This is a genomic window from Lachnospiraceae bacterium oral taxon 096 (assembly GCA_018141845.1).
Classification (GTDB): Bacteria; Bacillota; Clostridia; order Lachnospirales; family Lachnospiraceae; genus F0428.
This window is the reverse complement of sequence record CP073340.1, coordinates 1471693-1498163: the sequence shown is the minus strand read 5'-3', so window position 1 is coordinate 1498163 and position 26471 is coordinate 1471693. Positions and strand designations below refer to the sequence as shown.

Here is a 26471-nt window from a genome sequence, read left to right as displayed (position 1 = left end):
TTTTTCTCCTTATTGATTCTTATTCACGATCTTTGTCTGTGCCTGCCCTGTCTTTAGGTCAATAAAGCGCACAAATAGAGAAACCTTATTCTCCTCATTTAAGCTCTCCCACAAGTTCTTTGTAAACTCCTCTATATCCCCTTCAATTTTTACTTTCTTTGGCTCACCACAAAAGCTTGGCAATGGATTGCCATCGCTCATATAGGTATGAATAAAATGTCCTTCTCCTGCTTTTGGTGTTGCATAGGCATAGTGAAAGCGAAGACAAGAACTTGGATCACCATCATCAGACTTTAAAATGGAGAGTGCATAGTGGAATTTCTCATTTTCATGTCTCACAACTCCTGAAATTCTTGGCGTATAATTTGGAGCATCCGGCTCAAACTCTCGACTTCTTAGACTTTGCTCAAAGGTCAATTGGGTGTCCATTCCCTCATAGATGGTATCTGTTTGATCTCCATTGGTCACAATCGTCTTATTTCCAAGCACTCGCACTGGCGCATAGATAATCAAAGAAGGATCCTCAAGTTTGGACGGATCAAAAGCCTGTGTGCGAATACCATCGCCCTCTGTGACAAAAATACGATTTCTGGAATTGCTACTTCTTCCCATAATAAAATAAGCAATCACGACCTTTTTTCCATCACCGCTTTGTCCAATGACAATTCCTCTACCTGGGTAGGCATTACTTCTTAATTCTTCATACAGTGAAATCTTTTCCATAAACTTTCCTTTCTGCAAAAAAATAACCGCCAAAACAAAACAAAAATACCTATTGATACCTTTGTTCTGCCCAGGCGGTCGACATTTTCTATCTACATACTCCCTGTGGTGCTCCACTTCGCCAGTTATATGCTCTTTGATTATACTAAAAATTTATTCTTTTTACAAGCCTATTCATTTCGAAGTGCAGCCAGTGGGCTAAGACGCATCGCACGAATGGATGGGAAAAATCCAGCCAGCATACCCACAATCACTGCAAACACCACCGAAAGTCCCGAAAGCCACAGTGGAATAATGGAAATGTCCCCATCCATTGACATAATCATCTTTGCTCCTCCCAGATGATTTAAAATGATAGACACGCCATAACTAATTCCAATGCCGATCATTCCTCCAGCAAGGCCAATCATTGCCGATTCCATCAAAAACATATCCCGAATCTTGTTCATATCACAGCCAAGAACTTTCATAATTCCAATTTCCTTGGTTCTCTCATAGATCGACATCATCATCGTATTGGCAATGCCAATGGCGGCAACAAATAAGGAAACACCACCGATACCACCAAGCATCATCTGTATCATTTGTGTCTGCTTTTTTGCTGAACTAATCCATTCGACATTGGAAGTTGCATTGTAGCCAAGATCCTTCATTTTCTTTTGTACACTGGCAACATTTTTCATCTTATCTACATTGACAATCAAGTGCTGATAGGCCCAAAAATTGAGCGGTCTCCCCTTCTTGGTTGTCGGCTGATTGGGAATTGCCTTTCCTCGAAAAACTTTTTTTAGCTCTGCCTTTAGCTGATCGATATTGACATACACACCATAACTATAGGTTCCATACACGCCATCTTCTTCACTCTTTAGCTCCCCTGCTTTGGCAATAGGATAGCGCTTTGGTGGCTTGGGCTTTTGTGTAGAATCTCCCCCCGATGCACTTGTACTCCCCCCTGCATCTGCTGCTCCACCAACCGCTCCCGCATCTGTTGAATTTGCTGAATTTGGTGTCTTTGAGGCATAATAGGCATCTGTGTCATAAATCACAAACATTGGAGCGGAATAATCAACATCTGGCTTGACTCCTGTGTCAAAAAAACCTTTTCCTGTCTTTGCATCATTAAAACTCTCTAACACTGCATCGCCATAGATGGCTCTAAGTTCCTTGTCACTGGCCTTTGGAATTTCGCCATCTTTTAACTTCAAATTTTTCATATACTCTTCGTCAGATCCTGTCAAGGTGGCAAAACTTATCCACTTTCCCTGCAATAAAATGACACTCGTCTCAATCACGGGAGAAATGCCTTGCACATGCTCCAAACTCTTTAACTGTTGAATATCCTCATCCTTTAGATATTGCTGTTGATTGGCATTACTTTTCCCATTGCCACCAACATCATCTTTTGGATCAACTTGAATTTGAGTCAATGATCCCTCACCTTCATACATCTTGTCCGTCATTTCCTTCATTCCAATACCAATGGACAACATAATGACCACCGAGGCCGTTCCAATAATTACGCCCAAAATGGTCAATGCTGTTCGCATCTTTCTTCGCACAAGATTGCCAAAGCTCATGGTCAATAAATCAATAAATTTCATTATTCTCCATCTTCTCTCTTCTTTCTCTTCTTATAGTAGATAAATCCGCCACTGCCGCCGCCAACAAGAACAACCAACGGAATTAAAATCTTAGGCAAAATAGATCCTTTTTTTGTATTGTCATCGACAACTTCTTCACCACTTGTCTCCTCTGTCGAAGCATTGGCATCGGTCACGGGTAAATCCATTTCCTTTTCTTCGGTGCTCACTTGACCATTTTCATCCTCATAGGAAATCAAAATCTTTACCTTTTCATCTTCTGTACTGACATTGGCTCCCTTAATCATCGCATCAACATTGCCACTTTCTCCTGGCTTAATATTTCCGACATAGACTTCATTTTCCTTGATGCTATCCCCTGTAAATTTGGCAGAAACATTATAGAGCACAACCTTTCCTGTGTTATTGATCTGGAAAGTGACATCGCTCTCCTCACCGACCGCAATGCTTGCTGGTGCTGCCTCAATATTTCCAATTCCAAGTCGAGCAACCTGATATACAGGAACATCAATATTTACCGATTCCTCCGCATTCTTAAAGTCTGGAGAATCATATTTTTCTCCAATCTTAATGCCATAGGAACGCTGGTCTACACCTGGCTTTGCTGTCATTTTCACTCGAAGTTGTGTTGTCGCTCCTGCGGCCAAAGAATTGACCACAAAAGAATTTGATCCCGAACTTGTGGTAAATACTGCACTATCACTTACCTTTTCTGACTCCAAGGAAAATAAAATATTGCTGGCATTTAAATTTGTTGTCGCATTCTTCATGTTAATCACTAATTCAAATTCCTGTCCAGCAATCACTTTTTCGGGAATCGTCTGATAACTGTCAACCACAATTCTTGCTTTACTTCTCTCATTGGCATTAAACTCGGGTGCAGCTGTTGTCTCTGGAGCTGTGGTTGTCTCCACCTCCTCCTTATTTTTAATATTGACATAAAACTCTGTTTCTAAGGTCTTTAACTCGCCAAATTCCTTATCTCGATAGCTAATTTGCAGCTTAATCGGATAGGTTCCCGAATAGGTATCTTTTCGGATCATAAAGCTGTAATTCATCGGCATCACTTGATTGACATCGATGTGATCAAAGTAATGGTCATAGCTAACTTCATTGATGTCAAACGGAAAGACTTTGCTGTCTTTGTCAAGCACCATATGGGCGGTGACATCATAGGCGGTAGTCTTTCCATTATTTCGCAAATTAATTGCAAAATTCATGACATTTGGATACACGCCATAGGGCGTTTCCTGTCCCTCTCCCAACATAAATAGTGCATTTTTATCTGGTGCTGCGGTTGTCGTCTCTTCGGTTGTCTCGGCCTCTGTTGACTTGCTAATCCATACATTGACATATTCTTCCACATCATGGCTATTGCCATCATCTGTGATATAAATTTTTACACCATAGTAGCCTTCGGGGATATCCCTTCTGACTCTGGCCTGTAAGGTAACCGTCTTCTTCTTTCCCTTTTGCAATTTTCCAAGAGAGCGAAGTTTCGTTGTCTCCGAAGTCAACTCAAACGGAAAGGCATTATTTAAATCATTATTTCCCCCCTCTGTCCCGTCATCTCTACTATTGGTCTGGTCATCATAGGCAATGCCTGCGAAGGCCTTGTCATAGTCTCTTCCTGGCGTGAAGGAAAAGGTCACATTCATTATTTTTCCTGTCTTTCCCTGAGGAATCTTTGACTGCGAAAGATAATTGTTCCCTTCTATGTTGACAAGAGCGGCATAACTTGGCACGCTCACCACTGAACTCATTAAAAATATAGCCATGAGGCAAATCTTTATTTTCTTTATCATTTTGATCTTCTCTCCAATCTCTACACAATATCTAGCCGAAATTCATTGTTAATTTTTCCATCAACAATGCGAATCTGTCGGTCGGCAAAACCTGCAATTTCTGGATCGTGCGTGACCATAATCAAAGTCTGATGTTTCTCTTTCACGATCTTTTGCATCAATTCAAGAACTTCTGCTGTTGTCTTTGTATCCAAATTTCCAGTTGGCTCATCGGCAAAAATAATATCTGGTTGCATCGCCAGTGCTCTGGCAATGCCCACTCGTTGCTGTTGACCTCCACTCATCGCATTTCCCTTGTGATACATATATTTTTCTAGTCCCACCAATCGCAAATACTCCTTTGCAATCTCCGTTCGCTTTGCCTTGGCTACTCCACGAAACATCAATGGCATAGCCACATTTTCTACCGCATTCATCGTCTGCAACAAATTATAACTTTGAAAGATAAATCCAATATGATCCCTTCGAAACCGCACAAGTTGATTTTCATTCAATTTTTCAATATGTTTTCCATTAATAATAATTTCGCCTCTACTTGGTTTTTCAAGACCGGCAAGCATATTGAGCAATGTCGATTTTCCCGATCCCGATGGACCAATAATCGCACAAAATTCGCCCTTATTGATTTCAAAATCCAAACCATCCAGTGCATGTACTTTTTCACTTCCTGCTTGGTAAAATTTATATAAATTTTTTACAATAATAATCGGTTCTCCCACCGAAATTACTGTCTTTTCCTTCTGTTTCATTTCCTGCCTTTCTCTTTGTCTCTACTTTTTTCCATATGCATCCGTAGTATAACACAATTACTAAAAAAATATATTTCATTTCTCTAAAGATTATTTTGCCAATATTTTACTCTTGTTCTTTAAGTTTTGCATTGATATAATATTGAATAAAAAAAAGGAGCAAAATTATGAGACATTTGTTAAACCCTCTAGATCTAAGCGTCAAAGAAATTGATGCTATTTTGGCTGTTGCTCGCCAAATTGAGGTAGATCCAAAAAAATTCGCCCATGTGTGCGATGGAAAGAAACTCGCCACACTCTTTTATGAACCGAGCACCAGAACAAGACTTTCTTTCGAGGCCGCTATGCTCAATCTCGGCGGAAGTGTTCTTGGTTTTCACTCTGCCGATTCTTCCTCTGCTTCCAAGGGGGAAAGTGTTGCCGATACCATCCGTGTCATTTCTTGCTATGCGGATATCGCTGCCATGCGTCATCCAAAAGAAGGTGCCCCACTGGTTGCCAGTCAATACTCTCGCATCCCTGTGATCAATGCTGGCGATGGCGGACATCAGCATCCAACACAAACGCTCACGGATCTGATGACCATTCGCTCCTTATCTGGGCGACTCAATCATCTCACCGTCGGTCTATGCGGTGACCTAAAATTTGGTCGAACTGTACACTCTCTAATCAACGCCCTATCTCGCTATGAAGATATTCGCTTTGTCTTGATTTCTCCACCTGAACTTCGTGTTCCTGAGTATATCCGTGAAGATGTTCTCAGCGCAAAAAATATCGAATTTAAGGAAGTCGGTGACCTCGACAGTGCAATGCCTGAGTTGGATATTTTGTATATGACTCGTGTGCAAAGAGAACGCTTCTTCAATGAGGAGGACTATATCCGACTAAAAGATTCCTATATTTTAGATAAGAAGAAACTAAAACTTGCCAAGGAAAATATGTATATTCTCCATCCACTTCCACGTGTCAATGAAATTAGCGTAGAAGTCGATAATGACCCAAGAGCGGCCTACTTTAAGCAAGCACAATACGGTGTATATGTTCGAATGGCATTAATTATGAATTTATTGGGGGTGACACCATGTTAAATATTAGCGGACTCAATGAGGGAATTGTTCTCGACCACATTCAGGCAGGAAAGAGCCTTGACATCTATTATCACCTCGGGCTTGATCGGCTCGACTGCCAAGTGGCCATTATTAAAAATGCAAGAAGCAGTAAAATGGGCAAAAAAGATATTATCAAGATTGAAGGTGGCAATATCCTAGAGACCCTTGACCTTGAAATTCTTGGCTATATTGACCACAACATCACCGTCAATATCATCCACGAAAATAAGATTGTCGAAAAGCAAAGGCTGAAATTGCCAAGAAAGATCACCAATGTCATTCAATGTAAAAATCCAAGGTGCATCACTTCGATTGAACAAGAACTTCCCAATGTCTTTTATCTTTCTGACGAAAAGGCGGAGACTTATCGCTGTATGTATTGCGATGAAAAGCATGAATAGCTATGGATAAAAAGCCAGAAGATAAACCAAAGGCACCTGCCAGTCCAGCAGGTGCCCCACCAAAGAAGAAAAAGAAAAAACTTGATCGCTTTGCCCCTATTTGTATTGGCATACTCATTGTACTGATGGGATTGACTTTTTTGCAAAGCCTATTCGGCAATCGACCAAATAAAGTTTCTAGCATCTCGGAAAGTGTGACAACCTACCCATCGACAGAAACAAATCCTGCCGAGACACAGACACATTCCTATGCCCTTCAGTCCATTGATGAAAATGAACTAAAGACATTGGCAACCTATTTTCGAGAACATTACTATGGTTTTTTTCTCTGCGATTACAATCAGCCCCAGTCCATTGATTGGAGTACCGTCCTTGTCTATGTTGATGCCCCGCAGACAAAAATCCCTGAGGAAATCAAGAAGTCTTACCTAGAAAAAATCCAAAAAAAAGAAGGAGATGTCAAGTTATTTGCCTATAATTCTTATCAAATTGACCAATATGTCAAAGAAACTACAACAACGAATTATGCAGATGCGAAACAACCTCTTCACTGGGACTATGACTCTAACAGTCAAATCTATATTTCTTACCGCCCTGATGTTTCCCCAAAGGAAATCAAATTTACACGGGGACAAAAATCTGGATTTGATGTCACATTGTATTACAAGCTAAAAGATGCCAACTATCCTTCAACTAAGGTCGAGCATATAATGAAATTAAACTTTCAGGGCACAATTCCAAAATTTATATCCAATATGCCCTCTACATAAATACCTCTCCCCCAAAAATAGTGGGGAGAGGCATTTTTTATTTTCTATTTTATTTTTAATTTGTATAGCCCATCAAAGATTCATCTACACTTTTTGCAACCGCTCTTCCTTCAGCCATTGCCCACACAACTAAGGATTGTCCTCTGCGAACATCTCCCGCAGCAAAAATATTTTTCTTTGATGTCTCAAATGCTCGATTGGACAAGATATTTCCTTTTGCATCTGAATCCGTCTGAAATGCTTCCTTGACATAGTCCTGTGCACCAATAAACCCAGCAGCAATCAATACTAGATCAGCAGGGATTTCCTTTTCGCTTCCCTCAATGGCAATCATATTGATTTTCTTTGTCTTTTCATCTATTTTTGGCTCTAAAGACACAGTGATAACAGATTTTACATTGCCATTTTTATCCGCCACAATCTCCTTAATTGTCGTTTGATAAACTCTTGGGTCGTGACCAAATTTTGCAATCGCCTCTTCCTGACCGTAGTCTGTATTGAGAACCTTAGGCCACTCTGGCCATGAATTTTTTTCACTTCTCTTTACTGGTGGCTTTGGCATCATCTCAATTTGAACAACACTTGCCGCACCAAGTCGAATGCTTGTTCCAACACAGTCATTTCCTGTATCTCCACCGCCAACAATAACAACTTTCTTGCCCTTGACACTCTCAAAGCTAAAATCTCGACTTTCCATCACTCTTTCGCTATCATAGTCAAAATCCATTAACTTTTTGCTCACTTCAGACAAAAAATCAACAGCAAAGTAAATCCCCTTGGCATTTCTTCCCTTGACAGCCAAGTCCCTTGGTTTAGACGCACCACAGCAAAGAATAATTCGGTCGAATTTTGACTGCAAATCCTCTGCCGTAACATCCACACCGACATTTGTGTTGCAGACAAATTCCACTCCCGCCTCTTCTAAAAGCCTAACTCTTCGGTCAATATTCCTTTTATCCAACTTCATATTTGGAATACCATAGCGCAATAATCCGCCCACTCGGTCATTTCGCTCAAATACGGTCACCAAATGTCCACGGCGATTGAGCATCTGGGCAGCAGCAAGTCCAGCTGGGCCACTTCCGACAATGGCAATTCTTTTTCCTGTGCGTGCACTTGGGCAAATCTCCTTAACTAGATCATGAGCATACGCATATTCTATAATGGCTCTCTCATTTTCTTTAGTAGACACTGGCTCCCCATTGGCTCCACAAGTGCAGGCCTTTTCACAGAGTGCTGGACAAACCTTACAGGTAAACTCAGCCAGATCATGCGTCTTTTCTAATCGCTCATATGCCTGTTCCCATCGACCTCTGTAGACAAGGTCATTAAATTCTGGCACCAAATTATGAAGCGGACAACCCGAAGTCATTCCTGCAATCATGCCACCATATTGACAAAATGGCACTCCACAGGCCATACATCTTGCTCCCTGTTCCTGCTGTTCCTCCAATGAGAGAGTTGCATGGAATTCATCAAAGTTTTTTATTCTCTTGTCCGCAGAGACACTATCTCCCGTCCTGCGCTCATATTCTAAAAATCCTGTAGTCTTTCCCATATTCCCTCTCCTACTTATTTCCTGTCGCAGCATAAAATGCTTCAATTTGTGCATCTTCTCTACTCATTCCCTGCTCTTCATACATCACAGTCAAGCCAATCAACTTCTTATAGTCTTCTGGAATAATCTTTTTAAACTTCATGAGATTTTCCTCAAAATTTGCTAAAATCTGCTCTGCCTTTTTTGAACCTGTGTAGTGCAAATGTTTTTCCAGAATACTTCTTAATTCCTCTCGGTCAGTCTTATTTTCCATCTTTTCCATCAAGACCATTCCCTTATTCAGGTTTCGATACAATTTATTGTCCTCGTCATAGACATAAGCAACACCACCACTCATACCCGCAGCAAAGTTCTTTCCTGTCGTTCCCAAAATTACAGCTCTACCACCTGTCATATACTCGCAGCCATGTTCTCCGACTCCCTCGACAACGGCAATCGCACCTGAATTTCTCACACAAAATCTTTCTCCAGCCATACCTGCAATATAAGTCTCTCCTGATGTTGCCCCATAGAGAGCAACATTTCCCACAATAATATTCTCATGTGGATTATATCCTGCATCCTTTGGTGCTTTCACTATAATTTTTCCACCAGAAAGTCCCTTTCCAAGATAGTCATTTGCATCACCTACCAGATCAAGTGTCAATCCCTTTGGAATAAAGGCCCCAAAGCTTTGTCCACCTGCCCCCTGGCAGTCAATGGTGATTGTATCTTCCTCCAGTCCATTGTGATGAAGGCGGGTAAGTTGAGCACCAAGCAGTGTTGCAAATGTTCGATCTGTATTTCCAATGTGTGCCGATATTCTTGCCTTCTTTCCCTTTTCTAATGCCTCTAGTACGGCCTTATCTTTTAAAAGGACAGCTTCATCCTTTGTCTTTTCCAGCTTAAAATCATACTGAGCACTTGGGTCAAAGGTGACATTTTCTTCTCTATATAAGATCTTACTCAAGTCAATTTTCTTTGCTACACCAGAAAGTTCTTCTTTCTTCTTTAAAAGATCTGTTCTTCCCACAAGCTCATCCACGGTTTTTACGCCAAGTTTTGCCATATACTCTCGAAGCTCCATGGCAATAAATCTCATAAAGTTTTCTACATATTCTGGCTTTCCAACAAAGCGTTTTCTCAACTCTGGATTTTGTGTGGCCACGCCCATTGGACAGGTGTCAAGATTACAAACCCTCATCATCACACATCCTAAAGTGACCAGTGGAGCCGTTGCAAATCCAAACTCCTCTGCACCAAGAATGGCAGCAATCGCAACATCCTTTCCTGACATTAACTTTCCATCTGTCTCAATAACCACTCTCTTTCTCAATCCATTTTGAATCAATGTCTGATGTGTCTCTGCAAGTCCAAGCTCCCAAGGAAGACCTGCATTGTGAATAGAACTTAGTGGTGCTGCTCCTGTTCCGCCATCATAGCCAGAAATCAATACAACCTGTGCCCCTGCCTTGGCTACACCAGCAGCAATCGTTCCCACGCCTGCCTCGCTAACTAATTTGACAGAAATTCTTGCTCTCTTATTGGCATTTTTTAAATCATAAATTAATTGTGCAAGATCCTCAATGGAATAAATATCATGATGTGGTGGAGGTGAAATTAAGCTCACTCCAGGTGTAGAATGCCTCGTCTTTGCCACCCATGGATAAACTTTCTTTGCTGGAAGATGGCCACCCTCTCCAGGTTTTGCTCCCTGTGCCAATTTAATTTGTATTTCCTTTGCCGATCCCAAGTATCTACTTGTCACACCAAATCGACCAGAGGCTACCTGCTTAATCGCTGAACTTCGATCATGTGCCGTGCCTGCAGATTCCAATCTTTCATCGGACTCGCCGCCTTCACCAGAGTTTGACTTTCCTTTTAGACGATTCATTGCAATCGCCATTGCCTCATGGGCTTCTTGAGAAATTGAGCCATAGGACATCGCACCTGTCTTAAATCTCTTGACAATGTTTTCTACGCTCTCCACTTCATCCAGTTTTATCCCCTTTTCAGGATAGGCAAAGTCCATCAAACTGCGAAGATATCCTGTCTCCTCCCGATCAACCATCTGTGTGTATTGCTTAAACTCCTCATAATCTCCATCTCTAGTTGATTTTTGCAATAAATGAATGGTCGCTGGATTATAGCGATGTTCCTCTCCACCTGAACGCATCTTATGCATTCCTTTACTCTCAATTGTCAAATCAACATATAAGCCTAGTGGATCAAATGCCTTGGAATGTTGTTCATCTGTAGCCCTTTCAATATCTTCTAGGGTAACTCCTCCAACAGGACTGACTACTCCGGTAAAGTATTGATCAATGACTTTCTGATCAATACCAATGGCCTCAAACATCTTGCTACCCTGATAGGATTGAATCGTTGAAATTCCCATTTTTGACGCAATTTTTACAATTCCTGTAGAAACTGCCATATCGTAGTCACTCACTGCAGCATAGTAATCCTTTTCAAGTAAATCCTCCCTGCACAGCTTTTGAATTGCCGCATGAGCTAAATATGGATTGACTGCACTTGCACCAAATCCCAACAATGTTGCAAAATGATGAACTACTCTTGGCTCTCCTGATTCCAAAATAATGGACATAGCTGTCGCCTTTTTCGTTCTTACCAGATGTCCGTGTACAGCTGCCACAGCAAGTAGAGATGGAATGGCCACATGATTTTCATCTACCCCTCGGTCAGAAAGAATCAAAATATTAGCACCCTCTCGATAGACCTTGTCTACCTCGACAAAAAGATGCTCTAGAACACGCTCCATTGGAGTGCTCTTATAATAGGTAATCGGAACCCTGGCCACTTGAAATCCTGGTGCCTGAATACTTTCAATTCTCAATAAATCAAGGTCAGAAAGAATTGGACTATCTAGTTTTAATACATGGCAATTTTCTGGTTGTTCTGACAAAAGATTTCCATTGGTTCCCAAATAGACTGACATCGAAGTGACGATCTTTTCTCGAATTGAATCAATTGGTGGATTGGTCACCTGAGCAAAGAGTTGTTTAAAATAGCTAAATAATGGTTGATACTCCTTGGAAAGGACTGCAAGTGGCGTATCAATTCCCATCGCTCCAACAAGCTCATTGCCTGTTCTGGCCATTGCCTCAATCTCTTCGGTGTACTCCTCATAGTTGTAGCCAAATGACTTTAATAGGCGACAGAAATCTTCTTTTTCAAAATTTTTGATCCTTGCATTTGGCATCTTGATTTTGTCCATGGTGAGCAAATTCATGTCTAACCACTCGCCATAAGGCTCCTTTGTTGCATACCTTTCCTTTAATTCCTCATCTGTAAAAATCCTTCCCTTCTTTGTATCGACAAGAAGAATTTTTCCTGGATGAAGTCTTTCCTTTCTCACAATGTTGCACTCATCTATTGGCAATACGCCAACTTCAGAACTTAAAATTAAGCGGTCATCATTCGTCAAATAGTAGCGAGAAGGGCGGAGACCATTCCGATCAAGAATTGCTCCCATAACATCTCCATCTGAATAGAGAATAGAAGCTGGACCATCCCATGGTTCCATCATTGTCGCATAATATTGATAGAAGTCTCTTACTTCTTGAGAAATTGTATCATTATGTGCCCATGGCTCTGGGATTAAAATGCTTGCTGCTAGTGGAAGTTCCATTCCTGACATCACTAAAAATTCTAAAGTGTTATCAAGCATAGCGGAATCTGATCCCTGAGAAGAAACTACTGGAAACACACTCGTCATCTCCTCATCAGAAAAATGAACACTGCTCATTGTCTCCTCTCTAGCTAACATCTTATCTACATTGCCCTTAATGGTGTTAATCTCGCCATTGTGAACAAGCATTCGATTTGGATGTGCTCTCTCCCAACTTGGATTGGTATTCGTTGAAAATCTTGAGTGCACCATAGCAATTGCTGAACAATAGTCCTTATCCTGCAGGTCAAGGAAAAATGTTCTCAGCTGTCCAACCAAAAACATTCCCTTATAGACAATGGTTCTACAAGAAAGGGAAAGTACATAGGTGTGTGTGCTGCTCTGCTCAAATTCTCGTCGAATAACATAAAGTATGCGATCAAAATCAATATCTTGTTTTGCCTTCTTTGGTCTTTCTACAAATCCCTGATAGATATCTGGCATACTCTTTAATGCCTTGGTTCCCAAGACTTCTTGATTAACTGGTACTTTTCTCCAGCCCAAAAACTTTAGTCCTGCCTTTTTTGTAATGACTTCAAACATCTTTTGGGATTGTCTCTTTTGTAACTCATTTTGTGGAAAAAAGAACATACCAACGGCATAGCTTCTCGCATCGCCAAGCTCAATTTCTTCTTTTTTGCAGATTTTCTTCAAAAAATTGTGGGGAATTTGAGTCAAAATTCCAACACCATCTCCTGTTTTTTCATCCGCATCCTTTCCCGCTCTATGCTCGAGATTTTCCACAATTTTTAGGGCATCATCAACGAGAGCATGTGTCTGATTTCCCTTAATATTTACTACCGCACCGATACCACAATTATCATGTTCAAAATCAGCTCGATATAATCCTCTGTTACACTTCAAAATATTTCCTCCAAATTTATTTTCCTAAACTTACACATAAAACAACATATCGGCATATGTTGGATATGGAATAAACTCACTTGGCATCTCTTCTTCAATCTTATCTGCAAGCAATCGAATATCATCCATCAGCACTAAGACATGGTCATGATAGTATCTGGCCTGAGCTAGCAAGTCATTTGTGGCATCGGCAACCTTAATCTCTTCCTTCAATTCATCACAAAGATGGGAAAGCTCCTCATAGCCCGCAACCAATTTTCTCATTCTTGTCTCGTCAGACTCTGTAGGAATATCTGAGACTTGTCTTCTCTTTAAAATACTATCAGCAATGCTATCGGTATATTTAGAAACTGCTGGCAAAAATTCATGAATTAACATATCCACCAAAGTCTTGGCCTCAATGTGCAAAGTTTTGCAATAAGTTTCCACCTTAATTTCATGTCTTGATTCAATCTCTTGCTGATTATAAATTCCATGTTCACTAAATAATTTCCGATTCTTCTCTTCCAAAAATACAGGCAATACATCCGGTGTGGATTTAAAATTATACAGCCCTCTCTTTTTTGCCTCATCCACCCACTCTTGAGAATAGCCATTGCCATTAAAAATGACTCTCTTGTGATTTGCAAAGGTGTCTCGAATCAATGTATGAATGGTGTCACTTCGATCACCCTCCACCTTTTCCAATTGATCTGCAAATCTTTTTAAAATTTCAGCCACTGCTGTATTTAAAATAATATTTGGATCTGCAACAGAAGCAGCTGATCCAAGAGAACGAAATTCAAACTTATTTCCTGTAAAGGCAAATGGTGAGGTTCGATTTCTATCTGTTGTATCTCGTGTAAAATGAGGGATAACCGCTGCTCCCATTTCCATTCTCACCTTCTCGCTCTTTCCAAAAAACTCACCTTTTTCAATGGCTTCCACAACGGCGGTGAGCTCATCACCTAGGAAGATAGAAATAATCGCTGGAGGTGCCTCATTTGCACCCAATCTATGGTCATTTCCTGCACTTGCCACAGAAAATCTCATTAAATCGGCATACTCATCCACAGCCCAAACAACTGCAGCAAGAAATACTAAAAACTTAATATTATCTCCTGGAGTTTTTCCTGGCTCTAATAAATTAATTCCTGTATCCGTGCATAGTGACCAGTTGTCATGTTTTCCTGAACCATTAATGCCCTCAAATGGCTTCTCATGTAACAGGCAAACATAGCCATGTTTTTTTGCCACCTTCTTCATCATTTCCATAGTGAGCTGATTTCTATCTACAGCCACATTGCAAGTATCAAATACGGGTGCAAGCTCATGTTGACAAGGTGCCACCTCATTGTGCTTAGTTTTTGCTGGGATTCCAAGCTTCCAAAGCTCCATATCTAGGTCTTTCATATACTCTGAAACTCTTGGCTTTAAAGTTCCAAAGTAGTGATCATCCATTTCCTGCCCCTTTGGTGCTGGTGCACCGAGCAAGGTTCTTCCTGTAAAGATGAGATCCTTTCTTTTCTTAAAATCCTTCTCATCAATTAAAAAATACTCCTGCTCTGGTCCAACTGTTGTAATAATATGATTGACATCTGTTAAGCCAATCAAATGCAATACTCGAACGGCCTGTTTATTGAGTGCATCCATTGAGCGAAGTAATGGTGTCTTCTTATCCAATGCCTCCCCACTATAAGAGCAAAATGCTGTTGGAATGCAAAGCGTGCCATCCTTAATAAATGCTGGTGATGTTGGATCCCAAGCTGTATATCCTCTGGCCTCACAAGTTGCACGAAGTCCACCTGATGGAAAAGAGGAGGCATCTGGCTCTCCTTTAATGAGCTCTTTTCCAGAAAATCCCATTAAAACTTCGCCATTTTCCATCGGTGAGATAAAACTGTCATGTTTTTCTGCTGTGGTTCCCGTCAGAGGTTGAAACCAATGCGTATAATGTGTTGCTCCATGCTCCACTGCCCATTCCTTCATTGCAACTGCAACTGCATTGGCCACATCAAGCTCCAAATGTGTGTTATTTTCTATTGTCTTTTTTAATGCCTTGTAAATATCTTTTGGCAGCTTTGTCCTCATCACGCTGTCATTAAAAACCAAACTCCCATAAATTTCAGGTACTCTCATATTGTTTTCCTCCTCAAAACAAAAAAGGCGCCACGGGGATACTTCCCCGAAGCGCCATCGCATTTTGTATGAATCCTTATATGGTCTATATACTATCTCGAACTGTACAAAACTGTCAAGTACTTTTTCCAATACATGATTCTATTGAATTTGCAAAATGTGTATTCCTTATTCTCTAATTCTTGATTACATCATTCCGCCCATTCCAGCACCACCTGCTGGCATTGGTGGAACATCCTCCTTAATTGTTGCAACAACAGACTCTGTTGTTAACAATGTGCTTGCCACAGAATTTGCATTTTGAAGTGCAGAACGTGTTACTTTTGCTGGGTCAAGAATACCTGATTGAATCATATTAACATACTCTTCTTTATAGGCATCAAATCCAATGCCCTCTTCAGCTTCCTTTACCTTATTGACAATGACACTGCCCTCAAGACCAGCATTTTCTGCAATGCGATAGAGTGGAGCAGAAAGTGCCTTTAAAATGACAGCTGCACCTGTCTTTTCATCTCCCTCAAGGCTAGCTACAAGCTCTGAAACCTTCTTGCTTGCATGAATATAGGCCGTACCACCACCTGCGATAATGCCCTCTTCAACTGCTGCTCTTGTCGCATTGAGTGCATCTTCCATGCGAAGTTTTGCCTCTTTCATCTCTGTCTCTGTCGCTGCACCCACACGGATAACAGCAACACCACCCGCAAGCTTAGCCAATCTTTCCTGCAATTTCTCCTTGTCAAACTCAGAAGTTGTCTCTGCAAGTTGACCCTTGATCTGAGCCACTCTCTCATCGATCTCTTTCTTGTTGCCAAGTCCATCGACAATAATTGTATTCTCTTTTTGAACCTTGACGGACTTTGCTCTACCAAGCATCTGCATTGTGGCATCCTTTAATTCATAGCCAAGTTCCTCGCTAATCACTGTGCCACCGGTAAGAATAGCAATATCCTTTAACATTTCTTTTCTTCTATCGCCATAACCTGGAGCCTTTACTGCAACCACATTAAATGTTCCTCTGAGCTTATTGACAATCAAAGTAGTCAAAGCCTCTCCCTCAACATCCTCTGCAATAATTAAGAGCTTTGCTCCTGACTTTACAATCTCCTCCAAGATTGGAAGAATGTCCTGAATATTGGAAATCTTTTTATCTGTAATCAAAATATATGGATTGTCAAGATTTGCCTCCATCTTTTCCATATCTGTGCTCATATATGGAGAGAGATATCCTCGGTCAAATTGCATACCTTCAACGAGGTCAAGCTCTGTCTTCATTGTCTTTGACTCCTCGATCGTAATAACCCCGTTATTTGTCACCTTCTCCATTGCATCAGCAACTAACTCACCCACTTCGTCATCTGCTGCAGAAATTGCCGCAACTCTAGCAATCTGTGCCTTTCCTTCGATTGGCTGACTCATCTGCTGAATAGCCTCAACGGCAATATCTGTTGCCTTTTTCATTCCCTTTCGAAGAACAATTGGATTTGCACCCGCAGCAATATTCTTCATTCCTTCATTGATCATGGCCTGAGCAAGAACTGTTGCTGTAGTCGTACCATCACCTGCAACATCATTGGTCTTTGTGGCCACTTCCTTTACAAGCTGTGCACCCATATTCTCAAATGGATCAGCAAGTTCAATTTCCTTTGCAATTGTCACACCATCATTTGTAATCAGTGGTGCACCATAACTTTTATCAAGAACTACATTTCTTCCCTTAGGTCCAAGAGTCACTCTCACTGTATCTGCAAGCTGATTTACACCAGCCTCCAATGCTTTTCTAGCTTCTACGCCATACTTAATTTCCTTTGCCATATCTATCTACTCCTTTAAAATCTTACTGATTTTTACTATATTAGTTATTGGATAATTGCCAAAATATCATTTTGCTTGACAACAACATAGGACTGTCCGTCCACCTCAACTTCTGTACCTGAATACTTTGCATAAATAACCTTATCTCCAGGCTTTACCTGCATTGTAATTTCTTTTCCATCGACAACTCCACCTGGACCAACTGCGATAACCTCAGCCTGTGATGGCTTTTCCTTTGCCTGTCCTGGCAATACAATGCCCGATGCGGTGGTCTCTTCGGCAACCAATTGCTTTAATACAACTCGATCAAATAATGGAACTAAATTCATATGAAAACCCTCCTGATTATTATCTTCTTCAATCACTAAGCAATGTTATATCACTTATTATTAGCACTGTCAAGTCTTGAGTGCTAAAAAATCCAAATGAATTGTGTTTCACAATGTGTTATAATGTCAATAGTTCGTTTCACATAAATACAAAACATAAGAGGAAATCTATGGACAAAGAAGTATTAGATCATTTTTATTCTGAATTTTCAATTTTACAAGAAGCGGTTGCTCAATTTAAAAGCGGAAACCTAAGCTCAAAGGAATACGCTCATATTGCGGCCCACTATGGCACATCACCTCAACCTGGCCAGGACAATCAACACATCCTTCGCCTCGGACTTCCTGGTGGTCGCCTAAATAAGGAGAAAATTCGATTTCTCCTCAATACCATTGGAGATTATCATATTGAAAACTTAAAGATTACATTTTCACAATCTATTCAATTTCATGATTTGAACCTAGATACTGTGCTAAAGATTTTACCAAAAGCATGGGAGGCTGGCTTTATTAGTGTAGGCAATGGCTCAGATTATACCAAAAATGTAATCTGCTCACCACTAACCGGATTAAAGCCAGGAGAGTACATCAATGTGATTCCCTATGTAGAAGCAGCTTCCAATTACCTACTAAAGTACCAATCGGTTGCTGCACTTCCAACAAATTTTAAAATTTCTTTCTCCAGCTCTAAGGACAATGAAGGACATGCCTCATTCAATGACCTAGGTTTTGCTGCGAGACAAAATCGACATTTTGATGTCTATGCTGGCGGTGGTCTTGGAGAAAATCCACGTCTTGGCATCCTCGTTGGAAATAATATTAATCCCCAGCATATCCTCTACTATATTCGCACAATGATGGATGTGTTGGCTGAGTATAGTTACACCAAAGCCAGATATATTCCAACCTATCTTGGAGACAATGAATTTTTAGAAATTTTTGAGAAGAAATTAAAGAGTGTAATGGAGCAAAAAGACCTTGATCTCACGCTCACTGCACGCTCCATTCCCAAAAAAGGAGATGGTGAAACCCAAGAAAACTTTCGCCTAAAAAAGCAAAAGCAAAAGGGGCTCTACTATGTCAAATATATGCCTGTGGGGGGATTTTTTGAACCAGAAATGCTCAAAAAAATCTATATGAATATTGTTACAATGAAATTGGTTGAATTAAGACTTTCCACAGATGGTGGCGTATACATTGCCAACTTAACTGCAAAAGAAGCAGAAACAATTTATGAAATCACTAAGGGCGGAGCAGAAAATCTCTTTGAAGCTTCCATTATATGTGCTGGAAATCAACATTGTAGAGATGGTCTAATCAATACTCAAAATTTACTTGATGACTGCATGCAGCGTATCAGAAAAATGGGTATTGATGAAAACTTACTTCCAAAGTTGCATATTTCTGGCTGTGCTGCCTCTTGCAGTGCACAGCAAATCGCTTCTTTGGGTTTTCAGGGCATTCACTCAACATTTACTGCGACTCCCTGTGTCAGCATCTACTACAATGGTTCAAAGCAACTGGGCACAGAGCGCCTGGCCAAAGTCGCCCATTCCATTCCTGTAGACAAGGTGCCCGATTTTCTTGCCGACCTAGCCGATGTATTACATCGAGAAAACCTTTGTTATGACGAGTGGATCGAAGGACATATGAACCAATTCATCAATCTATTGGACAAATATTGTCCATACTAATATTGTAGGCTGTCACACTTTTTTGTGCGACAGCCCATATTGATCTAGCTCCATACCACTGTAGGCTTTTTGCTAACCAATGAAAAACCCCAAGTAATGGCAATGACCTCTACATCACATCAATATATGCTCCCATCAATTCCAAAGTTCCCATCAACGCCTTCATATGCGTGCGTTCCATTCCATGAGATGCACTCACCCCCGGTCCAACTAATGCACATCTTGTGTCATACCCAGCCCGCCAGAGTGCTCCGGCATCAGAACCATACATTGGATAAATATCTGTCACCGCATCAATATTTCTTTCTCTACAAATTTCTACCAATCTTGTGGTCATCTCATAGTCATATGGACCGAGGCTATCCTTTGCACAAATTGAAACCTGACGATCATTACAACTTAAATCAAGTCCCACACAGCCCATATCAACGACCAAAAGTTCATCCAAATCCTTTGGCAGTGTTGCACCGCCATAGCCAATTTCTTCGTGCACAGAAAAGCAGAAATGCGTCTTGTACTTCGGCTTGACTTGCTTATCCTTTAAATACTTTAGAAGAACCATTTCAAGACAGACACAGGCTTTGTCGTCAATAAATCTTGACTTTAAAAATCCGCTCTCTGTAATGACGGTCTTTGGATCATAGCAGATAAAATCTCCCACAGCAATCCCCAGTGCTCGCACATCTTCTGCACAATCCACCTCTTCGTCAATGCGAATGGACATCTCTTCTGGCACACGCAATCTATCTGTGGCATCCTTAAATGTGTGCTTTGATGGCGAAAGCGAAAGAATGGTTCCTGTGTAGACTCTTCCATCTCGGGTATAAATCTTACAATACTCTCCGTCGAGGCTTGGCACAAGCGGAGAACCTACAGGAACAAATCGAAGTTCCCCCTCTGGCGTAATGGAACGAACCATTAAGCCCAGAGTATCCAAATGGGCAGAAAAACCGACTGTCTTTGAATTATCTCTTCCATCAACAGTCACAATAATATTTCCAAGATTGCCCACGGTGTATTGGTATCCCATCTCTGCCAGTTGATTCGTCAATACCTTGCTCACTGCCTGCGTAAAACCAGTCGGGCTATCCACGCCCATAATCTCTATAATTTCCTTCTTTAATCTCTCTTGATAATTGTCCATCATTTCCGTTACTGAAAACTTATAAAAAGCTAATAAACTTTTATGTTTCATTCCTACTTCATCGAGTATGCTTTCATACTGAATAAATTCAAATACTAATTACAAGTTCTTGTACTCTCCGTAGGCGTCAATTCCCGATTAACGTTCGGTACATATCTGTAATAACTTTAAAGTGTTACACTACAGATTGTTTTAAAACATTCTCTCCATACTGCTTTAGATTCAAACTTGCTTGAAAATCTCTATCTATGATGTTTCCACATTCACATTTATAAATTCTGTCAGACAGTTTCAAATCTTTTTTAATATTTCCACAACAACTACATAGTTTAGAACTTGGAAAGAATCTGTCTGCTATAATGACTGAAATATTATTCCACTTAGACTTATACTCAATCTGCTTTCTAAATTCATAAAAGCATTGTTGTTGTACTGCTTTGGATAAATGCTTATTTTTCATCATTCCACTTACATTCAAATCTTCCATACAGATAAAACTTGGTTTTCGCTTTATGATTTCAGATGTTGTCTGATGTAAGTAGTTTTGACGAATATTTGTTAATCGTTTTATTACTTTTAAAAGTTCTTTTTCTCTTTTTATTATGTTACTTGTTTTACAATAACTGCCTCCTTTCTTATTTTTCTCATATCTTCTTGATATTGAACGCTGTAACCTGCGTTTTTTCTTTTCTATTTTTCTTACTTTTTGTGTTTTATTTATGTTCTTATAAGTATTTCCATCAGAACAAACTGCTAAGTTTTTAATACCTAAATCAATTCCGACACCATCATTTGATGGAAGATTATTATTGTCATCTACTTCAATTCCAATGGATACATACCAATACAATCCATCATATGTAAAGCGTGGATTTAAGTATTTACAGTTAATTGGTATTCTTTCTTTTTCACAAAGTCTAATCCAATTCAATTTTTGTTTATTTCGTCTTTTACTCATTGAAAATCCTTCGACTTTTACATGAGTATCTGTAAACTGAATTTTACCAGTATCTTGATAAAAAGAAGGAGTTGAATGCTTTTTACTTTTAAATTTAGGATATTTGCATTGCCCTTTGAAAAATTTTTTATAGGCATTACAAGCATCTTTGATTGCTTGCTTTGTTACATTATTACTTACTTCATTTAACCATCTATACTCTGGCAGTTTCTTTAGCTGTGTAAATTCTTTTCGTAATTCATTATCCGATAAGAATTTATTTTTTTGCTTATCGTTCTCTTGTTCCTTTGCAATAGCCCAATTGTAAGCAAATCTCGCACATCCAGCATATTGAAATAGTTTAGTAATCTGTTTATTATTTGGGTATAGTCTGATTTTTATTGATTTTATCATTTTTCACTGTCAACCTCAATTAATTCATTTACTAATTCTCTAGCTTTATTAGCATGTTTGTCTTGTAATTTACAACTAAAAACTGTGATAATTTGAACTAAATCTTCTACAAGCTCTTGCTGTTCTGATTTTTCTGTATTATCAATTATTTCTATGTCACAATTATATAAACTTGCAACATATTCAACTAATTCAAATCCAAATCTTAGTAGTCTGTCTTTGTAAAGAACTACAACTTTTTCCACTTTATTTTGAGATATACGTTTAATTAATTCTCTTAAACCCTTTTTCTTATAATTAATTCCAGAACCTATATCCGAAATTATTTCATAAGGTTTCCCTTGAGCATTTAGATACAGCTTCATATTCTCTATTTGTCTTTCTAAATCATCTTTTTGTTTATTGCTTGAAACTCTGCAATATCCAATGACAATTCTATTCAAATCAGATTTTATATTCATAACCTGATTTAATTGTTCATGAGAATAATATCTGTATCCATTACTAGACACATGATGTGGATGAAGTTTACCGTTTGCATCCCAATTTCTAAGTGTTTGGGCTGATACTCCTAAAATTCTTGAAAATTCTCTGATAGAATAGTATTTACTCATAATTAAAGTTCTTAAAGCCTCCTTTTCAATATTTATATTTTATTCTATCATTAAAACTTATAAAAATCAACACATATTTATAATTTTTTATAAATTACTCTTAACAGTTGTTAGCCCTTCAAAAATAAAACAGCCATACCAGTCGCACTGATATGGCCGTCCCTCAACTAAAACATTGGCACAACTGATCCGTTATACTTTGTCTCAATAAATTTCTTTACATCATCACTTCGAACAGCATCCAAAAGTGCATTGGTCGCCTCACTCTTTTCATCGCCCTCGCGTACAGCAATGATATTGGCATAGGTAATTGCTGCTTCAGAATCGGCCTTCTCTGTTGCCAATGCATCGCTCACCTTAAGTCCTGCCTCAATGGCATAATTTCCATTGATTACAGCAAGGTCAACATCTTGCAATGATCTTGGCAATTGTGCAGCTTCCACCTCATACAAATCGAGGTTCTTCTTATTTTCTACAATATCTTGCTTTGTTGCTGTAAGACCTGCTCCATCTTTTAACTTAATTAGTCCCTGTGCCTGCAATAAAAGAAGTGCTCTTGCCTCGTTGGTCACATCATTTGGAACGGCAATCTTTGCCCCATCCTTTAGTGCATCCAATGTCTTTGTCTTTCCTGCATAGATGCCAAATGGTTCATAGTGCACAGTTCCTGCTGCAACTAAGTGTGTTCCATACTTTTGATTAAACTCATCAAGATATGGCTTGTGCTGGAAGTAATTGGCATCAATTTCTTTTGATTCCAATGCCTTATTTGGCTGAACATAATCTGTGTATTGTACAATTTCAAGATTGTATCCCTTTTCAGCCAAGACCTTCTTTGCCTCTTCCAAAATCTCTGCATGAGGAGAAGGACTTGCTCCGACCTTGATCGTCTTTGCCTTGTCACTCTTTCCTGCTACTGTTGAAGCTGTGGATGAATTTGATGTATCTGCTGAGCTTGATCCATTTGAAGCCTTTTGACCACAACCTGCCAAAAGTCCCACAGCTAATAAACTTGTTGCCAACCATAACCATCTCTTTTTCATATTTTCCCTCCATAATCGATTATTATCGAATTCTCTTATCTGTTTTCTTTGCAAAAATTGTCCAAAATTCCTGAATAATCTGGACAATAATGACCATCATCACCACGGTAATCAACATCATCTCTGTTTCATAGCGGTAATATCCATAGTTAATCGCAATGGTGCCCAGTCCACCACCACCAGTAAATCCTGCCATTGCAGAATATCCTAAAATAGTTGTCATGGAAATTGCTGCACCGATCATCAATGATGGCTTTGACTCTGGAATCAAAACTTTAACAATAATCTGCCAAGTCGATGCCCCCATGGATTTTGCTGCTTCAATCACACCAGCATCTACTTCCTTTAAAGAAGACTCTACCATTCTAGCAATATATGGACCTGCGGCAATGACCAGCGGTGGAATGACCGCCTTTGCACCAATGGTTGTTCCCACCAAGGCTCTTGTAAACGGCAAAACCATAATCAGCAAAATCATAAATGGCACTGCACGCAACAAATTGATGAGCACGCCCACAATCATATTGAAAAAAGGTAGTGGTCGTATTCCATTTTTATCCGTCACCACAAGAAAAATGCCCAGTGGAATTCCAATAGCATAAGATAATACGGAAGACAGAATGACCATATAGATTGTTTCTTGCAATCCCTTAATAATCATGCTTGTGGTCTGTGGATCTAAGTTCACTCTCACTCACCCCCTCAAATAGGACATTATTACTTGTCAAATAAAACAAAATTTTATTTGACTGAACAGGGTCCTTTGGCAATTGAATCACCATTTGACCGCTCGAAATTCCCTGAATATTTTTTGTCGATGCTCCCAAAATATTGACAGGCACCCCACTACTAAGAACCATATTCGCAATCATTGGTTCAAATGAACTGCGCCCATCAAAAATAATGCGAATAACTTTTCCACCTTCAGGCATTGTCTTTGGCAAGGTCTCTCCAACAATCAATTGCCTTCCAACATCAGATTGAGGATCTGCAAAAACCTTTGACACCTCTCCAACCTCTGCAATGCGACTGTCTGCAATAATCGCCACACGGTCACACACACTCTCAATGACCTTCATCTCATGGGTAATAATAATGACCGTAATCCCCATTTTTTGATTGATGTCCTTTAATAATTCCAAAATTTGCTTTGTTGTATTTGGATCAAGTGCTGAAGTCGCCTCATCACAGAGCAATACCTTGGGATTTGTGGCAATGGCTCTGGCAATGGCCACACGTTGCTTTTGTCCGCCAGAAAGCTGTGCAGGATAGGCCTTCATTCGATTTTCGAGTCCCACAATAGCCAAAAGCTCCTTCGCTCTCTTTTCTGCAACAACCTTCTTTATTCCCGCAAGCTCCAGCGGAAAGCAGACATTCTTTAAGACATTTCTTTGCTCGAGCAAATTAAATTGCTGAAAAATCATTCCCATCGACTGTCTCGCCATGCGAAGCTCTTTTTTCTTCATCTTTCCCAGCGGCACTCCCTCAAAGAGCACATCACCCTCTGTTGGCTCCTCCAAATAGTTGATACAACGAACAAGTGTTGATTTTCCCGCACCAGACAGACCAATAATTCCAAAAATCTCCCCGTGGGCAATATCCAAATTGATATCCCTAAGAGCTGTCACCGAACCATTGGCCGTCTGAAAGCTTTTGAACATATGTTCAATTTTAATAATTGATTTCATTCTCCTCCCACTAGTGGCACAAATCCACAATGCACTGTGCAATAATCTTTGCAGTCACCACAAGCTCAGAGATTACAGCAAATTCATCTGCTCCATGCATCCTTGTATCTGTTCCTGGCATTACGGCACCAAAGGCCACACCATTCTTTATGTTGTGCACATAGGTTCCTCCACCAATGGCAATGCACTCTCCCTTTTGTCCTGTATACTCACTATACACACGAAGAAGTGTCTGCACAAATTCGGAATTTTCGTCCACCTCATGGGGTGGTACCATGTGGTCATTGGTAAATTCAAGTCCAATACTCTTAAACTTTTTGTGACATACTTCCAAAATCTGTTTTGCATCTCCACTCACTGGTACACGAGCATCAAAAAAGCCTTCGAGCATATGGTCTTCTAAGGAAAGCATGGAAAAGGCCAATGTCAATGCACCACTTTTTTCATCCTCGACGGCAATGCCAAGCCCCTCTCCACCAAAGTCATTGTGTGGCATTAAATGATACAAATCTTTAATGGTCTTTACTTTTTTGTTCTCACCAAAATCCAATCGATCAATGAGCATCAACAGGCCTGTGAGGGCATTATTTCCATGCTCTGGTGTTGATCCATGGGCATTTTCTCCCATAGCTGTAATCTCAAATCCATTGGCCAGATCAAACTCGAAACGAATGCCAACTTCCTTTGTCACCTCATCAGCCACAGGCTCGACATCCTTTAGTGCAAACCCAGAAATGACCGCCTTTGCCTTTGGTGGAACGACATTGATTTTTGTGCCTGCATGAATGGAAACCAAATCCTTCTCACAGTGCTCTCTTCCAAATCGGCCCACAAAATGTCCTGGCAATCTCCCCTTTTCAATATTAACTACAGGATACTCTCCATCTGGTGTAAAGGTCATTGGTGCTTCCTTTTCAAACTCATAGTAGTGCTCAATGCACTCACTATTTGTTTCCTCATCAGTTCCCAAAATCAATCGCACATTTTTGCTGACAGGAAGATTTAACTCCTTTACCGCACGCATTGCGTACAATGCAGCAATAGCTGGTCCTTTATCGTCTGAAGTTCCTCGACCAAAGATTTTGTCTCCCTTAATCACAGGAACAAATGGCTCTGTTTCTGTCCACCCTTCGCCCTCTGGCACAACATCAAGATGAGCCAAAATATCCAATTGCTTTTCTTTGTCCTGAAAAAGATCAATAGCCCCTGCAAAATTATCATAGTTGCAAACAAAAAAGCCATATTTTTCAGCCATCTCAAGGGCAACACCCAAAGCCTTTGCAGGTCCTTCTCCAAATGGCATTCCCTCTTTGTACGCACTCCTTTGACTATCAATGGCACAAATACTTTTGATGTCTTCTAACATTTCCTGTGTATGGGCATCAATATAGCGTTCAATTTCTTCTCTATACATTGTCATTACTTCCT

At 40.0% G+C, this 26471-nt stretch carries 20 protein-coding genes; 4 read left to right on the top strand and 16 right to left on the bottom strand.

All coding sequences use genetic code 11. The annotated features are described in order from the left end of the window. Positions 1 to 9: 9 nt before the first annotated feature. The 4 genes from J5A74_07440 to J5A74_07425 all read right to left on the bottom strand — a co-directional run bounded on the left by J5A74_07440 (position 10) and on the right by J5A74_07425 (position 4878). The gene (locus J5A74_07440) at positions 10 to 723 is read right to left on the bottom strand and encodes an IMP cyclohydrolase (protein QUI95217.1); all 714 of its coding nucleotides are present in this window, start codon (positions 721 to 723) and stop codon (positions 10 to 12) included. Between the two features lie 170 nt (positions 724 to 893). Continuing rightward, entirely contained in the window at positions 894 to 2324 is a 1431-nt protein-coding gene (locus tag J5A74_07435) for an ABC transporter permease (protein ID QUI95216.1), read from the bottom strand. Then, the gene (locus J5A74_07430) at positions 2324 to 4129 is read right to left on the bottom strand and encodes a hypothetical protein (GenBank protein QUI95215.1); all 1806 of its coding nucleotides are present in this window, start codon (positions 4127 to 4129) and stop codon (positions 2324 to 2326) included. Before J5A74_07430 ends, J5A74_07435 begins: the two co-directional genes overlap by 1 nt. A 20-nt stretch (positions 4130 to 4149) precedes the next feature. Beyond that, positions 4150 to 4878 carry an ABC transporter ATP-binding protein gene (locus J5A74_07425; GenBank protein QUI95214.1) on the bottom strand — a complete coding sequence of 243 codons (729 nt, stop codon included), beginning with the start codon at positions 4876 to 4878 and terminating at the stop codon, positions 4150 to 4152. A 167-nt stretch (positions 4879 to 5045) separates the two neighbouring features. Here J5A74_07425 and pyrB point away from each other — a divergent pair, with 167 nt between their 5' ends. Genes pyrB through J5A74_07410 form a run of 3 tightly spaced genes read left to right on the top strand, consistent with a single transcriptional unit; the run spans position 5046 to position 7158 of the window. Next, entirely contained in the window at positions 5046 to 5966 is a 921-nt protein-coding gene (gene pyrB / locus J5A74_07420; protein ID QUI95213.1) for an aspartate carbamoyltransferase, read from the top strand. Then, a complete protein-coding gene (locus tag J5A74_07415) occupies positions 5960 to 6388 on the top strand; it encodes an aspartate carbamoyltransferase regulatory subunit (GenBank protein ID QUI95212.1) in 429 nt (142 codons plus the stop codon). The genes pyrB and J5A74_07415 overlap by 7 nt, the downstream gene beginning before the upstream one ends. A gap of 2 nt (positions 6389 to 6390) precedes the next feature. Further along, complete coding sequence (locus J5A74_07410) at positions 6391 to 7158, top strand: hypothetical protein (GenBank protein ID QUI95211.1); 768 nt, start codon at positions 6391 to 6393, stop codon at positions 7156 to 7158. A 55-nt stretch (positions 7159 to 7213) separates the two neighbouring features. Here J5A74_07410 and J5A74_07405 read toward each other — a convergent pair whose 3' ends face one another. The 5 genes from J5A74_07405 to J5A74_07385 all read right to left on the bottom strand — a co-directional run bounded on the left by J5A74_07405 (position 7214) and on the right by J5A74_07385 (position 17509). Beyond that, complete coding sequence (locus tag J5A74_07405; GenBank protein ID QUI95210.1) at positions 7214 to 8716, bottom strand: glutamate synthase subunit beta; 1503 nt, start codon at positions 8714 to 8716, stop codon at positions 7214 to 7216. A 10-nt stretch (positions 8717 to 8726) separates the two neighbouring features. Then, positions 8727 to 13250, bottom strand: a complete 4524-nt coding sequence (gene gltB, locus J5A74_07400) for a glutamate synthase large subunit (protein QUI95209.1) — start codon at positions 13248 to 13250, stop codon at positions 8727 to 8729. Positions 13251 to 13280: 30 nt separating this feature from the next. Continuing rightward, complete coding sequence (locus tag J5A74_07395) at positions 13281 to 15368, bottom strand: glutamine synthetase III (protein ID QUI95208.1); 2088 nt, start codon at positions 15366 to 15368, stop codon at positions 13281 to 13283. A gap of 186 nt (positions 15369 to 15554) precedes the next feature. Continuing rightward, complete coding sequence (gene groL / locus J5A74_07390; protein QUI95207.1) at positions 15555 to 17180, bottom strand: chaperonin GroEL; 1626 nt, start codon at positions 17178 to 17180, stop codon at positions 15555 to 15557. 44 nt (positions 17181 to 17224) lie between these two features. After that, positions 17225 to 17509 carry a co-chaperone GroES gene (locus tag J5A74_07385; GenBank protein QUI95206.1) on the bottom strand — a complete coding sequence of 95 codons (285 nt, stop codon included), beginning with the start codon at positions 17507 to 17509 and terminating at the stop codon, positions 17225 to 17227. Between the two features lie 170 nt (positions 17510 to 17679). Between J5A74_07385 and J5A74_07380 the strand changes: the two genes are divergently transcribed. Continuing rightward, complete coding sequence (locus J5A74_07380) at positions 17680 to 19203, top strand: nitrite/sulfite reductase (protein ID QUI95205.1); 1524 nt, start codon at positions 17680 to 17682, stop codon at positions 19201 to 19203. A 109-nt stretch (positions 19204 to 19312) separates the two neighbouring features. Here J5A74_07380 and J5A74_07375 read toward each other — a convergent pair whose 3' ends face one another. The 7 genes from J5A74_07375 to J5A74_07345 all read right to left on the bottom strand — a co-directional run bounded on the left by J5A74_07375 (position 19313) and on the right by J5A74_07345 (position 26457). Further along, the gene (locus J5A74_07375; protein QUI96855.1) at positions 19313 to 20350 is read right to left on the bottom strand and encodes a M42 family metallopeptidase; all 1038 of its coding nucleotides are present in this window, start codon (positions 20348 to 20350) and stop codon (positions 19313 to 19315) included. 172 nt (positions 20351 to 20522) lie between these two features. Then, complete coding sequence (locus J5A74_07370; GenBank protein QUI95204.1) at positions 20523 to 21698, bottom strand: transposase; 1176 nt, start codon at positions 21696 to 21698, stop codon at positions 20523 to 20525. After that, entirely contained in the window at positions 21695 to 22312 is a 618-nt protein-coding gene (locus tag J5A74_07365) for an IS607 family transposase (protein QUI95203.1), read from the bottom strand. Before J5A74_07365 ends, J5A74_07370 begins: the two co-directional genes overlap by 4 nt. A gap of 167 nt (positions 22313 to 22479) precedes the next feature. Further along, complete coding sequence (locus tag J5A74_07360) at positions 22480 to 23355, bottom strand: MetQ/NlpA family ABC transporter substrate-binding protein (GenBank protein ID QUI95202.1); 876 nt, start codon at positions 23353 to 23355, stop codon at positions 22480 to 22482. 22 nt (positions 23356 to 23377) lie between these two features. Then, positions 23378 to 24016 (bottom strand): ABC transporter permease, encoded by a 639-nt coding sequence (locus J5A74_07355; GenBank protein ID QUI96854.1) that lies wholly within the window; start codon positions 24014 to 24016, stop codon positions 23378 to 23380. Beyond that, entirely contained in the window at positions 24006 to 25043 is a 1038-nt protein-coding gene (locus J5A74_07350) for an ATP-binding cassette domain-containing protein (protein QUI95201.1), read from the bottom strand. The genes J5A74_07355 and J5A74_07350 overlap by 11 nt, the downstream gene beginning before the upstream one ends. A 10-nt stretch (positions 25044 to 25053) precedes the next feature. After that, positions 25054 to 26457: a Sapep family Mn(2+)-dependent dipeptidase gene (locus tag J5A74_07345; protein QUI96853.1), complete on the bottom strand. Its 1404-nt coding sequence runs from the start codon at positions 26455 to 26457 to the stop codon at positions 25054 to 25056. Positions 26458 to 26471: the final 14 nt, after the last annotated feature.

Excerpts from the sequence above, each read along its gene's own strand:
- J5A74_07425 (QUI95214.1), bottom strand. The coding sequence starts at position 4,878 with ATGAAACAGAAGGAAAAGACAGTAATTTCGGTGGGAGAACCGATTATT.
- J5A74_07345 (QUI96853.1), bottom strand. The coding sequence starts at position 26,457 with ATGTATAGAGAAGAAATTGAACGCTATATTGATGCCCATACACAGGAA.
- J5A74_07360 (QUI95202.1), bottom strand. The coding sequence starts at position 23,355 with ATGAAAAAGAGATGGTTATGGTTGGCAACAAGTTTATTAGCTGTGGGA.
- J5A74_07380 (QUI95205.1), top strand. The coding sequence starts at position 17,680 with ATGGACAAAGAAGTATTAGATCATTTTTATTCTGAATTTTCAATTTTA.
- J5A74_07375 (QUI96855.1), bottom strand. The coding sequence starts at position 20,350 with ATGATGGACAATTATCAAGAGAGATTAAAGAAGGAAATTATAGAGATT.
- J5A74_07395 (QUI95208.1), bottom strand. The coding sequence starts at position 15,368 with ATGAGAGTACCTGAAATTTATGGGAGTTTGGTTTTTAATGACAGCGTG.
- J5A74_07405 (QUI95210.1), bottom strand. The coding sequence starts at position 8,716 with ATGGGAAAGACTACAGGATTTTTAGAATATGAGCGCAGGACGGGAGAT.
- pyrB (QUI95213.1), top strand. The coding sequence starts at position 5,046 with ATGAGACATTTGTTAAACCCTCTAGATCTAAGCGTCAAAGAAATTGAT.
- groL (QUI95207.1), bottom strand. The coding sequence starts at position 17,180 with ATGGCAAAGGAAATTAAGTATGGCGTAGAAGCTAGAAAAGCATTGGAG.
- J5A74_07365 (QUI95203.1), bottom strand. The coding sequence starts at position 22,312 with ATGAGTAAATACTATTCTATCAGAGAATTTTCAAGAATTTTAGGAGTA.
- J5A74_07415 (QUI95212.1), top strand. The coding sequence starts at position 5,960 with ATGTTAAATATTAGCGGACTCAATGAGGGAATTGTTCTCGACCACATT.
- J5A74_07440 (QUI95217.1), bottom strand. The coding sequence starts at position 723 with ATGGAAAAGATTTCACTGTATGAAGAATTAAGAAGTAATGCCTACCCA.
- J5A74_07355 (QUI96854.1), bottom strand. The coding sequence starts at position 24,016 with ATGATTATTAAGGGATTGCAAGAAACAATCTATATGGTCATTCTGTCT.
- J5A74_07385 (QUI95206.1), bottom strand. The coding sequence starts at position 17,509 with ATGAATTTAGTTCCATTATTTGATCGAGTTGTATTAAAGCAATTGGTT.
- J5A74_07430 (QUI95215.1), bottom strand. The coding sequence starts at position 4,129 with ATGATAAAGAAAATAAAGATTTGCCTCATGGCTATATTTTTAATGAGT.
- J5A74_07435 (QUI95216.1), bottom strand. The coding sequence starts at position 2,324 with ATGAAATTTATTGATTTATTGACCATGAGCTTTGGCAATCTTGTGCGA.
- J5A74_07410 (QUI95211.1), top strand. The coding sequence starts at position 6,391 with ATGGATAAAAAGCCAGAAGATAAACCAAAGGCACCTGCCAGTCCAGCA.
- J5A74_07370 (QUI95204.1), bottom strand. The coding sequence starts at position 21,698 with ATGATAAAATCAATAAAAATCAGACTATACCCAAATAATAAACAGATT.
- J5A74_07350 (QUI95201.1), bottom strand. The coding sequence starts at position 25,043 with ATGAAATCAATTATTAAAATTGAACATATGTTCAAAAGCTTTCAGACG.